The organism is Synechococcus sp. EJ6-Ellesmere (assembly GCF_024345875.1).
In the GTDB taxonomy this organism is placed as follows: domain Bacteria; phylum Cyanobacteriota; class Cyanobacteriia; order PCC-6307; family Cyanobiaceae; genus Regnicoccus_A; species Regnicoccus_A antarcticus.
The window spans coordinates 1-11,006 of the sequence record NZ_JAGQBY010000107.1 but is presented as its reverse complement, the minus strand read 5'-3'; the positions used below and the strand labels follow the sequence as shown (position 1 = coordinate 11,006).

14 protein-coding genes are annotated in these 11,006 nt (G+C 63.7%); 8 read left to right on the top strand and 6 right to left on the bottom strand.

Annotated features, from left to right (window positions below):
• Positions 1–77: 77 nt before the first annotated feature.
• Positions 78–524, top strand: coding sequence for a hypothetical protein (locus tag KBY78_RS12015; protein WP_255143787.1), 447 nt, complete (start codon positions 78–80; stop codon positions 522–524).
• A gap of 5 nt (positions 525–529) precedes the next feature.
• Here KBY78_RS12015 and KBY78_RS12010 read toward each other — a convergent pair whose 3' ends face one another.
• Complete coding sequence (locus KBY78_RS12010) at positions 530–1,099, bottom strand: isoprenylcysteine carboxylmethyltransferase family protein (protein WP_255143786.1); 570 nt, start codon at positions 1,097–1,099, stop codon at positions 530–532.
• A gap of 59 nt (positions 1,100–1,158) precedes the next feature.
• Positions 1,159–1,503 carry a metalloregulator ArsR/SmtB family transcription factor gene (locus KBY78_RS12005; RefSeq protein WP_255143785.1) on the bottom strand — a complete coding sequence of 115 codons (345 nt, stop codon included), beginning with the start codon at positions 1,501–1,503 and terminating at the stop codon, positions 1,159–1,161.
• A gap of 222 nt (positions 1,504–1,725) precedes the next feature.
• On the opposite strand from KBY78_RS12005, the gene KBY78_RS12000 reads away from it, so the two are divergent.
• Positions 1,726–2,298 carry a peroxiredoxin gene (locus KBY78_RS12000; RefSeq protein WP_255143789.1) on the top strand — a complete coding sequence of 191 codons (573 nt, stop codon included), beginning with the start codon at positions 1,726–1,728 and terminating at the stop codon, positions 2,296–2,298.
• A 1-nt stretch (position 2,299) separates the two neighbouring features.
• Here KBY78_RS12000 and KBY78_RS11995 read toward each other — a convergent pair whose 3' ends face one another.
• On the bottom strand, positions 2,300–4,780 hold the full coding sequence (locus KBY78_RS11995) for a plasma-membrane proton-efflux P-type ATPase (RefSeq protein ID WP_255143784.1): 2,481 nt from the start codon (positions 4,778–4,780) through the stop codon (positions 2,300–2,302).
• A 384-nt stretch (positions 4,781–5,164) separates the two neighbouring features.
• Between KBY78_RS11995 and KBY78_RS11990 the strand changes: the two genes are divergently transcribed.
• Positions 5,165–5,308, top strand: coding sequence for a hypothetical protein (locus tag KBY78_RS11990; protein ID WP_255143783.1), 144 nt, complete (start codon positions 5,165–5,167; stop codon positions 5,306–5,308).
• Positions 5,309–5,365: 57 nt separating this feature from the next.
• Here KBY78_RS11990 and KBY78_RS11985 read toward each other — a convergent pair whose 3' ends face one another.
• The gene (locus tag KBY78_RS11985) at positions 5,366–5,581 is read right to left on the bottom strand and encodes a Nif11-like leader peptide family natural product precursor (RefSeq protein ID WP_255143782.1); all 216 of its coding nucleotides are present in this window, start codon (positions 5,579–5,581) and stop codon (positions 5,366–5,368) included.
• A gap of 377 nt (positions 5,582–5,958) precedes the next feature.
• Here KBY78_RS11985 and KBY78_RS11980 point away from each other — a divergent pair, with 377 nt between their 5' ends.
• On the top strand, positions 5,959–6,306 hold the full coding sequence (locus tag KBY78_RS11980) for a hypothetical protein (RefSeq protein ID WP_255143781.1): 348 nt from the start codon (positions 5,959–5,961) through the stop codon (positions 6,304–6,306).
• Positions 6,273–6,479: a hypothetical protein gene (locus tag KBY78_RS11975; RefSeq protein ID WP_255143780.1), complete on the top strand. Its 207-nt coding sequence runs from the start codon at positions 6,273–6,275 to the stop codon at positions 6,477–6,479. Before KBY78_RS11980 ends, KBY78_RS11975 begins: the two co-directional genes overlap by 34 nt.
• A gap of 87 nt (positions 6,480–6,566) precedes the next feature.
• Here the strand turns inward: KBY78_RS11975 and KBY78_RS11970 are convergent, their stop codons facing one another.
• A complete protein-coding gene (locus KBY78_RS11970; RefSeq protein WP_255143788.1) occupies positions 6,567–6,737 on the bottom strand; it encodes an AraC family transcriptional regulator in 171 nt (56 codons plus the stop codon).
• Between the two features lie 136 nt (positions 6,738–6,873).
• On the opposite strand from KBY78_RS11970, the gene KBY78_RS11965 reads away from it, so the two are divergent.
• The 3 genes from KBY78_RS11965 to KBY78_RS11955 are packed head-to-tail and all read left to right on the top strand — an operon-like array spanning position 6,874 to position 10,260.
• The gene (locus KBY78_RS11965; protein WP_255143779.1) at positions 6,874–8,691 is read left to right on the top strand and encodes a sulfatase-like hydrolase/transferase; all 1,818 of its coding nucleotides are present in this window, start codon (positions 6,874–6,876) and stop codon (positions 8,689–8,691) included.
• Positions 8,688–9,665, top strand: a complete 978-nt coding sequence (locus tag KBY78_RS11960; RefSeq protein ID WP_255143778.1) for an alpha/beta fold hydrolase — start codon at positions 8,688–8,690, stop codon at positions 9,663–9,665. The genes KBY78_RS11965 and KBY78_RS11960 overlap by 4 nt, the downstream gene beginning before the upstream one ends.
• Before the next feature lie 58 nt (positions 9,666–9,723).
• Positions 9,724–10,260, top strand: a complete 537-nt coding sequence (locus KBY78_RS11955; RefSeq protein WP_255143777.1) for a hypothetical protein — start codon at positions 9,724–9,726, stop codon at positions 10,258–10,260.
• On the opposite strand, the gene KBY78_RS11950 is transcribed toward KBY78_RS11955, so the two are convergent.
• A complete protein-coding gene (locus KBY78_RS11950; RefSeq protein ID WP_255143776.1) occupies positions 10,221–10,820 on the bottom strand; it encodes an AraC family transcriptional regulator in 600 nt (199 codons plus the stop codon). The genes KBY78_RS11955 and KBY78_RS11950 overlap by 40 nt on opposite strands.
• Positions 10,821–11,006 lie beyond the last annotated feature (186 nt).

Genomic DNA, 11,006 nt, shown 5'->3' with positions numbered 1-11,006 from the left:
CCGCCGCTGGGACGCGGCACGACCCCCCACGCCGTACTCGGCCAGCACTCACCCCATCAACCCAGCAGCGAGAAGCGATGAGCCAACGCACCTTCCAGTTCCGGCTGCACAGCAGCCACGGCAGTCCAGACCGCGCCACCCAGTCCCTTGTGGTGGAGTTCCTGGCTGAATCGGGGCAGTGGGAGCCTCAGCACCCCAGCCTCACCACCCCGGGGTTCCGGCTCTACCTGTTGTCGCTGCTGCTCTGCCAGCACACCTATCTGGTGGTCAATGCCCAGGAGCGCTCCATTCCTCTCCAGCGGGTGGAGGGATCCTTCACCGTGCTCACCAGCACTGAGTGGATCATCGAGCAGCTCGAGGGCACCTTCGTGATGCACCTGGATCCGGCCGCCGCGGCGGCGGAGCGCTCGCGGGCCGACGCGGACGCCATCGCGTTCATCAGCGAACGAATGAAGCTCTGTCCGGTCTCGCGCAACCTGCCGGCCACCGTGATCAAAACGATCGGCCTGCGCCTGGGCGCCTGAGCCCCTCAGACCGCCTCTGGATCGCTGGGGCCACTGCGCCAGTCGAGCCTGGGAAGGTGGGGCACGATCGCCGGCGTTGCGGTTCGGTAGGCGGGGTAATCCGCATGGACGGCGCAGAGGCGCACCTCCTCTCGGCGGGCCTTGCTGCCCAGCACCAGCGCCAGGGCCAGGGCCAGCAACAGAGCCAGGTGCAGCAGGCTTCCCCGCGCCAGCGTCACGCCCAGGGAGCAGACCAGCAGGGACTGGTAGAGGGGATGGCGGCAGCGCCCGTAGGCCCCGGCCATCACCAGAGGCGCGCCGGGCATGGGCTCAGGCAGGGGGCTGAGGCTGTCGCCCAGGTTCAGCGCTCCCTGGCCAGCCAGCAGCAGACCGGCGGCGAACAGGCCCAGACCCAGCACCCGCAACAAGGGCGGCCAGCTGAGGCCGAGGGAGGCGGGGCTGGGGTAGGCCGGCAGAAGATGGGCCGTGATCAGTGCCATCTGGGCCATCACCCACCATTCGCCGTGGCGGTTGTCGAGCAAACCACCCCAGCTGAACCCCCAGGCCTGGAGGCGTTGCGGCAGAGACCTGTCCATACGCTCCGGTGCTGAGGATGGCATCAGTCTGGCCACGAACGGCGAAGGCGACCGCAGGCTCAGGCCGCCTGCAGCTGCAGAAGCTGGGCCTCGAGCCGCTGCCGGAGCCGTCCCTGCACCAGGGCGCAGAGTTCTTCCACCAGCTCATCATCGGCTGAGTAGATCAGGCGGGAGCCATCGCGTTCGCAGCTCACCAGACCCGCCCGCTGCAATTGCCCCAGCTGGCGGCTGATGTGCGACTGACTGAACCCGGTGGCCTGGATCAGGCTGGAGACATCCAGCGGCTCGGAGCGCAACAGACAGAGCAGCTGCAGACGTGCCGGTTCGCTCAGGAGCCGGAAGAAGCGACTGATTTCCTCCATCAGCTCCGGACTTGGCCTGGCTCCATCCACAAAGGCGCCCATAACGGCAAAGAGATAACTCCTTAATTATGCCGCGTCACGCATGACGTGGATGGGCGCTCGGACGAGGAATTCAACGAGCCCGACGGCCAGATCCACGGCAGCCTGCGCGCCTGGCAGCAGGAGGGCGTGCTCCTGGCTCACCCAATGTCCACCCAATCCTGAGCTCCTAAGCGGAGTCATTATGAGTTAGGCTGTGTGCCCATCGTGTCCACCAGCTTCACCATGACCGTGATCGAGCGCGTTCCCAACGTCATCTTCCACACCCGCGTGCGCGATGAAGCCGTGCCGGGCCCCAATCCTTACCGTTGGCAAGACCTGAGCAGCGATGAAATCTTTGCCGGCAAGAAGGTCGTGGTGTTTTCCCTGCCCGGGGCCTTTACCCCCACCTGCTCCTCCAATCACCTGCCCCGCTACGAGGAACTGCACGATCAGTTCAAGGCTCTCGGCGTCGATCAGATCGTCTGCATCTCCGTCAACGATGCCTTTGTAATGTTCCAATGGGGCAGGCAGGTGGGAGCGAACCATGTGTTCCTCCTTCCCGATGGCAATGGCGAATTCACTCGCAAGATGGGCATGCTCGTCGACAAATCGAACCTGGGCTTCGGGCAGCGCTCCTGGCGCTATTCGATGCTGGTCGATGACGGCAGGATCGAAAAGGTTTTCATCGAACCTGGCTACGACGACAACTGCCCTGTGGATCCCTTCGAGGTATCCGACGCCGACACCATGCTGGCTTTCCTCAGGGGCACGCAGCCCGCTGGAGTATCCGAGCCCTCCCGCGCCTTCGCAGGCTGAGTCAGCGCGGGTGCGAGCCCTTGCGGGCGTCAACGAAGCCCACCAAGGGTCCATGACTTCCCCGCAGGCCCAGCAGGAGCCTGCGGGGATCAAAGAGGCGGTTCGCCAGGATTTTGACCTGATCATTGAATACGAAGCAGAGCAGGCTGTACCCCCAGACGACTAGGGCCCAGGCCCAGCCCAGGGGAACCATGAACACGCCGTACACCGCCAGAAGCGTGGCCATGACCTGGGTGGACAGCACCGCTGTGGTCAGGACCGTGGCCGGACGTGACTGCCAGAACGGCCCACGGGTACGCGCCACGAACACCGTCAGATGCCCGGCCACCGACAGCTTGAGGTAGAGCATGGTCTGCACCGAGTCCCGGCTCAGGTGCATGAGATTCTGAGCGAGATACAACAAGCCGAAAGATTCGGACACACCCAGCACGCCAAGCACGCTGGCCACTCCCAGGACCACTGGCATGTTCCAACGCTCAGGCTGGGGCGAGCACCCCGCGCGGTCATAGGCGATCGAGAGGATGGCGCCGTCATTGAGCAGGGCCAGCAGCACAATCATCACCGCGGTCACGGGATAAAAATCAAAAACAAGAATCGACAACATCGTGAACAGCAGAACGCGAATAGTTTCGGCAACCCGATAGATGGCGTAATGGTTCATGCGTTGAAAGATTCGACGACTCTCACGAATCGCCTCCGCCACGATCGAGAGGCCTGGCGTCATCAGCACGATGTCGGCGGCGGCACGGGCAGCATCGGTGGCCGTCGACACGGCGATGCCCGCATCCGCCTTCCTGAGTGCAGGGGCATCATTGACGCCATCACCAGTCATGCCCACGATGTGCCCACGCTGCTGAAGCACATCGACAATGTGATATTTATGCTGAGGGAACACCTGGGCAAAGCCATCCGCTTGCTCGATGGCGTCACCCAGCTGGCCACTGTGATGCGGCGGTGATTCAATCAACAGCTCTGAATCCAGAATGTTCTGGCCCAGGCCCAGCTGTCTGGCCATTTCCAGGGCGATGGCTTTCTGGTCGCCGGTGAGCATCTTCACCGAAACTCCCAGCTGCTGAAGTTCAGCAATCGTGGCAGCAGAATCCGGCCGCGGCGGATCCAGCAACGGCAGGAGTCCCAGGTAGACCCAGCGCCCCCCCGCATCGCTCCTCGCCACCCCAAGCGAGCGGAAGCCACGCGCGGCAAAAGACAGGCTCGCGGTCTCCACCTGAGCGGCAAGGGCAGCGTCGTCGCCCACCAACGCCAGGATCACCTGAGGAGCGCCCTTGCTGACCCGGAAGCGCTCTCCGGCAGCCGTACGCAGACTGGCTTCGGTTCGCTTCCTGACGGGATCGAAGGGGGTGAACTGTTCCAGCACGGCGCCTGAACGCACACCCTGCTCGGCGGCTGAGTTGAGAATCACCAGATCGATGGAATCCTGACTCTCCCAGCGGGAGGCCAGGGCGGCGGCTTCCAGGATCTCGCCGGCCGTGCAGGATCCGAAGCAGAACGGGATGCCCGTGGAGAGCTGATTGAGGGTCAGGGTTCCGGTCTTGTCGGAACAGAGCACATCGATGCCCGCCAGTTCTTCGATCGCGGCCAGACGACTCACGATCGCTTGTTTCCGGGCCAGTCGCTCCGCACCGACAGCCAGGGTGACCGAGAGCACCGCTGGCATGGCCACCGGGATCGAGGCCACGGTGAGCACGAGTGAGAACTTCAGGATCGTGATCAGACTCTGATGCCGGAAGATCCCCACCATCAGGATCACGAGAACAAGCGTCAGCGCGATGGCGATCAGGTAATCGCCAATCTTGAGAACGGCCTGCTGGAAGTGGCTGATTGAAAGGGGTTCCTGCACCAGTCGGGCCGTCATTCCAAACGAGGTGTCAGCACCCGTGGCATGCACCAGAGCATCGGTTTCACCCCGTCTGACGATGGAGCCGGAGTAGAGATCGGCTTCCGCCTGTTTGGTCACGGGCAGGGATTCGCCGGTCAGCATCGACTGGTCGACCTCAATGGCCGCACTGCCGATCAGCAGGGCATCAGCGGGAACAATGTCTCCGCTGCGAAGATGAAGGAGATCTCCTGGAACCAGGTCCCGAGCGGCGATGGTGCTCCATTGACCATCCCGTTTCACTCGAGCCAGGGGAGCCAGCTGTGATCGCAGGGCCGCAATGGCATTGCCGGCCTGGTGCTCTTCCCAGAAGCCGACCAGCGCATTCACCGCCAGCAGGGTGGTGATGATGCCGCCATCGGTCCAATCGCCCACGAGGACCGAGAGCAAGGCCGCTGCTTCGATCATCCAGGGGATGGGACCCCAGAGGTGTTGCAGCAGCTGAACCCAGACGCTTCGCGTTGATTCCGGCAGGGTGTTGGGGCCGTGGCGCCTAAGCCGCTGCTGAGCCTCCCTGCTGCTCAGCCCCTCCAGACCGGTCTGCAACTTCCCCTGAGCTTCTGCGAGGGTGAGTGGAGTGCCAGCCATGGCTGCTCACAGGATGATCCCTCAGGGATAGCCCTGGATGGACGATGTCGCTTCGGCACTCAGCCACGGGCCTCAATCAGCTCAGCCCAAGGCAGCGGCAAGCCATTGGCTTCAGTGTGACCCTCGCTCGAGGTCTTGGAACTGATGGAATCGAAATTAACCGTGAGCAGGGCTCTGCCCTCCCCCAGGTCCCTGCAAGCAGATCGGGGCCTTAGCCCAGGGGCCCCCAGCAGAAGGCAAGCGCAGCCGAACCCCCAAGACCAGGCCTCAACGACCGCAAGCGGCCGACTGGTTCATCTGGGACTGGACCGCGCAGACCAGCGTGGCCACCGCACCCGCCTCAAAGCCCACGACCTGCTCCCGGCGCGTTGACGCCGGAAGGGCATGAAGGCGTTCGCGAACATGGGCCAGAGCCGCGAGCACGGAAGCCTCCTGCTGGAGCACATCGTGGGCACACCAATCGGCAAGGCGATCGGCGGCACTTCCGACATACACCGGGCAGTCAACCGCAACCTCTTCACTATCTGAAGACAACAGTCCTGGGGATGAGCTGGCCATGGAACTTCAGCGACGGGACACGGCTCATCAACCACGCCAGGTCGGCAGGCCATGGCGACCGCGATTGCGCCAGAGAGCCTCCGCGCTCACGTCCAGACCATGCTCGCGGGCCAGGCTGGCGGCCGCGTGGGTGGAGCCGGTGCGCTTCAGGGCCCGGGCGAAGGCCGGATCACGACTGGCCAGCTCCTGCAGGGCGTGGAGCGCCTCCATCGCCTCATGCACCTGACCTGGTGCGGCCGCCATGCAGACGGCCGTCGGGGAAGCCATAGGAGTCGCATTCATCATGGTGGCCTCTGCTGGTAGATGCCTTCAGGCTAATCACTAAACGGCGCACACAGACCAGCAATCATGCTTATCTTTGGAGCAGATCATCCCAACCCAGCCAGAATCAGAACCAGCTCAGGCGCCAGGGCATGACTTGGCCATTTCAGGCAAGATTGCCTGCAAAGCGAATATCATGGTCCATGTTAAAAGGTTAACCAAAGCGGCCTTGATCATCCCGCCGATCGGCTGATTCTTGACCTTGGGCGCCCGGCGCCTGCCATGCCTGGGGGCACGCTCCCTCTGGCAGGAGCTTCCGGAGTGGAGCAAGCTGGGACTCACTGGATCAGCCATCACCGATGACCCGTGAACGTGACCCCTTCCGCATTCCCCGCGCCGGCTGGGAAGCCGCTCCCCTGGCGGGGCTGGCCTCAATCGACCTCAACCAGAACGGTGGGGCCTTCAGCGGCAGGGAGTTCTTCTCCGAATCCACCGTGGGCGGGATCGTCTGCTACGCCGCCTACCAGGCGCTGCTCACGGCCCTGCGCACCGAAGCCCTGCGCAAGCGGGGCGAACTCGACCGGCTCACCCAGGTGCGCCTCGTGCTGAGCACCAGCCTGGATCGGCCAAGGCCGGCGTGGCCGTTGGGGCCGTGCTCTCGGTGGTGCTGCTGGTGTTCCCCTGGCTCACGGTCCCCCTCTCGCTGATGGGGGTGGTGGGCACCGCCAAGGCTTCCCTCGATCTCTTCCACGCCTTCTGGGATGGCCTCGACGACGAGCAGAAACTGCAGGTCACGGTGGCGGCCCACGAAGCCGGCGTCAGCCTCAGCGGCTTCTTCCGCAACGACGGCGAGGGCCTGGGCAGCTCCGCCGTGGGCTGAGCGAAGCTTCGCCCCCGGGCGGTCGCTGCTGCTTTCCGCCGGGCTTTGCCGGATGGACGGCAGACGGGGAGCCTCTGATTGCAGGCCTCAGGGAGTCATGCCACGACGCACCGCTCCAGGCGTGAGGCCGATGGTCTTCTTGAAGGCACGGTTGAAGGCCGCCTCGGAGTTGTAGCCAAGCTTCTCGGCGAGATCGCCCACGGATCCCGAGTCCTGTTTCAACTGGCGTCGAAGCTGTCTTTGGGCCAGCGAGACCATGGCTTGGTTGATGCCCCAACAGTAGGCAAGAAGCTTTTCAGCCATTGGTCAAGCCTGGGCGGCGGGCAACCTTGCACTTTCAGGCCATTGGCGGCTGCCTGGGGGGCTTAAAAGGTTCGCAAGACTGCGCCCATGCATGCCGAAACCACGATTGCTGACCCTCCTGCTGGTTGCAGGTCTGCTTCAGCTGCTGTTAGGGACCCCGCCGGCTGGTGCAGCCGAACCGACAACCCGCCGTCAGCGACCCAACGTGTTGCTGGTGGTGTCCGACGATGCCGCCTTCGGCGATGTCCCCTGGGGAGGCGGCAATGCCGCCATGCCCAACCTGGAGGAACTGGCTCGCGAAGGGGTGGCCTTCGGCAATTTCCACACCTCACCGGTGTGCTCGCCCACCCGCGCCTCCATGCTCACCGGCAGTGACCCCATCGATGTGGGGCTCGGGGCCTTCGACTACGCGATCTATCCACCGACCAAGGGCAAACCCGGCCACGAGGGCTACCTCACGCGCAACACGGTGACCGTCGCCGAGTTGCTGCGCGATGCTGGCTACCGCACCCTGATGGTGGGCAAGTGGCACCTGGGCGGACCGGGCCACGGCGGCTGGGGCCCAAATGAATGGGGCTTTGATCGTTCCTACGGCATCCTCAGCGGTGGGTCCAACCACTGGAACCAGCAGGTTTTTCTGCCCAACCCGAAGAAACCCGAGCACAGGGAGCTGATGGCCCGCCGGGTGGTGCCCACCGAACCCTGGTTCGAGAACGGTCAGCCCGTGCAACGACCGATCGGCATCCACTCCGATGATCTGTTCACCAGCAAGCTGCTCACCTATCTCGAGGAAAGCAAAGACAGTGGCCAGCCGTTTTTCGCTTACCTGGCCTTCACCTCCCCCCATTCTCCGCTGCAGGCTCCAGCCCAGCTGATCAGCCAATACACCGACTACTTCTACAAGCACGGCTATCACGGCCTGAAGAAGTTGCGCTACGAGGCGCAGAAGAACTCCGGCCTGATCCCGGCCACCTCCCCCTTCCCCGATCAAAGCCACAACTGGCTCCTGCAGAGCTGGTCGTCTCTGAGTGACGAGCAGAAACGCAGCGAAGCCCGGGCCATGGCCACCTACACGGCGATGCTCGATCATCAGGACCAGAGCCTGGGCAAGCTGCTGAGTTATCTGAAGGAAAGCGGCCAGCTCGACAACACGCTGATCATCTACCTCTCCGACAATGGTCCCGAGGGGATGGACGATGACGGCCCGGGGGCCAATCCATCCCTGAGCCGCTGGGTGCGCGAGAACTTCAGCCAGGATCCTGCCGATCTCGGCAAGGGCAACACCTTCATCGAGATGGGCAGGCACTGGGCCAATGCCTCCACCGGCGCCTTGCAGTGGTGGAAGTGGTACCTGGCAGAAGGGGGTGTGCGCACGCCAATGGTGCTGCGATTACCCGCCGGCAGCAGCCAGAGGCAGAAGGGCTCGATCAGCACGACCTACGTGAACGTGAAAGATCTGCCGCTCACCATTCTCGATTACGCCCAGGTGTCGGCTCCCTCCGAGCGCTATGGGGAGCGCAACATCGTGAAGCCGACCGGCGTCTCGATGCGCCCCTACCTGGAAGGCAAGGCCGACGTTGTGCGCACCCCTGAACAATGGGTGGTGAGCGACATCTTCGGCAACAGCTCGATCGTCTCGGGACGCTTCAAGGCGTTGCGCCAGAGCAAGGCCATGTTCGGCGATGGCCAGTGGCGCCTGTACGACATCGAAGCCGATCCTGGTGAAACACGGCCTCTCAATGCCAAGCAGCCCGCCAGGCTTCAGCAGTTGGTCGCCCTCTATGAGAACTACGCCAAGGAGAAAGGCATCGTGCCCGTTGCCGAGAACTGGAGCCCGTGGCAGGGCGATCTAAAGCAGCTGCCCAGGCCGGCTGTTGCACCCCTTCCCGCTCCCGCTGAGTTGCCGTGACATCCACCAACCCTCTCCGTCGCCCCTCATGGCTGGATCATGCGATCGCCTCGGCACTTCTGTTGATCACGCCGGAATACCGGCGCGTGCGCAGGGCCCAGCGAGAGCTGGGTCGTGGCAGCACTCCCAGCCTGAGCACCCCACCGGCAATGGCGCTGGACACCATCTCCCTGCTGGGGGAGCAGGTCCGCATCGCGCGTCACCGCAAACCGGGCGTCCCCACGCTGCTGCTGATCTGTCCACTGCCCCAGAGCCTGCTGGCCTTTGCACCAATCTGGCCCCAGCTGAGTGAGCGTTTCGATCTGGTGGCGGTGGATCTGCCTGGCTTTGGCCGCAGCAGCGGCGGGGTGGAGTGGATGAGCTTCGAGGCCCAGGGGCGCTTCCTGGCCGAGCTGATCGATCACCTGCAGCTGCAGCGGCCACACCTGGTGGGCCCAGACGTCGGGATGGCGGCCGCCGTGGCCTGTGTGCGGCAGCGTCCCGGCATCGCCAGCAGCCTGGTGATCGGCGATGGTCCGGCTCTTGCCCCCTCCCTCAATGGCAGCATCATCAACAAGCTGGTGGATTCGGGGTTCTGGCGCTTCATGGTGGCCATGGCCGGATCCGGCACCTTTGTGGAGGCGGCCAACCGGCTGGCCTATGTGAGTTACGTGCCCAATGCTGTGGAGGTGGATGACTACATCCGCTCCTATGCGGGGCGGCTGGGACCCATCTGTCGCTGGTTCCGCGACTATCCCACCAGCCTGGCCTTCACCGATCCGGCCCTGTCGGAGCTCGACCTGCCGGTGCAAGTGTTCTGGGGCCGCCACGACGCCCTGCTGCTCGCCGAGAACGCCCGGAGCCTGGAGCAACGGCTGCCCCGATGCCAGCTGCAGGTGTTGGAGAACGGCGGCCACTTCAGCTATCAGGACTGCGCCCAGGAGTTCAGTTCCATGCTGATCCGTTGGGTGGAGAGCGATCACCTCAGGATCTGAACGATCTGAGCAGGCAGCTCATGGCATACGCACACGAATGCTCCATCACGACAAGCCGATGAACTACAACCTTAACTTCGGCACATCAGTCATTCTGAATGTGCCTCTCGAGAAGTTCGACCTGGCCGACTGGATCGTTAACTTCTCCTGCGAGGAGTATGTGTCCTGCACGCCAGCCTCGCGCTCACACAGGTATTCCGGCCTGTACAGGGATGCTGATGGCGACTTCGTGATCCGCAATGATGAATACTGCGGCGGCTTCATGATGACCCAGTTCTATCGCCCACGGGTGATGGAGCCAGATCATGTGCGGTTGGAAAGTCGCACCAAGGCACGATTTCTACAGGTATGGCCGATCATCTTTCCTCTGTACTGGGATCTCCGGCTCGAGTCCGTCAACCCCGGCCAGACGCTGTTCCACTGCCGCATTGGCGCCAGCCTCCCCTGGATCTATTTCCTGGCCAGCAAGCTGATCCGCCTCCAGTTCTGGTCGCAGCAGCATGCCGATGAGGAGACCCCCCATTTCGCCCACTACGCCGCCCGCTGGGCCACGCGTCAGGATACCGACCAGCCCACCCGTTTCTGGCTGTCGTGAAGAGTTTCCAGCGGTGATTCGCCGAAGTGCTGGCGGTAGACACGGCTGAAATGGCTGCCGCTGCTGAACCCGAAGCGATGGGCTGTAGCGGCGATGGATGTCTGATCCGGTTGGCAGCGGCTCAGCTCACGCCTGGCCGCATGCAGGCGTTGCAGCCGCAGAAACCGCATCGGCGGCAGGCCGAACAATTCATTGAAGGCATACACCAGAGTTCGCCGGGAGGTGGGGATGGCCTGGTAGAGATCGCAGAGATGGAGAGGATCAGTGAGGCGTTCGGCCATCACCCGCCCGGCAGCCTGGGCGATCAGCAAGCGCTCACTGCGGTTGCTGGTCAGGCCGTGATGCGAGTGATTGGTGGCGATCGAATCAATCAGCAGAGGCACCAGGTCCCGCTCCAGGCGCTGTCGAAGCGACGGGTCTGTCTGTGCCTGCACCGCCGCCGACCAGCGTGGCACTTCGAAGGCAGCATGCAGCAGCTGTCGCAGCCCGGAGCAGTTGGCCGGAGCAATCCTGAAGGAATTCAGCTTCAGCTGATCGGGATCGAGGTCGATCCGACCCATCGCGGCGGCTGTCTGCCAGAACAGCGGCGCATCGATCAGCAGTGCCGCAAAGCGATGACTGTTCGGCGACGATTAGGTAGGCGGGTCCGCGCAACTACATAGGCGGGTCTCAGGACGCGACAACAGGGCTCCGATCTCGGTCTGGAGCACAGCGATGCCCGCCCCTCTGTCGTTGCGGATCAAGGA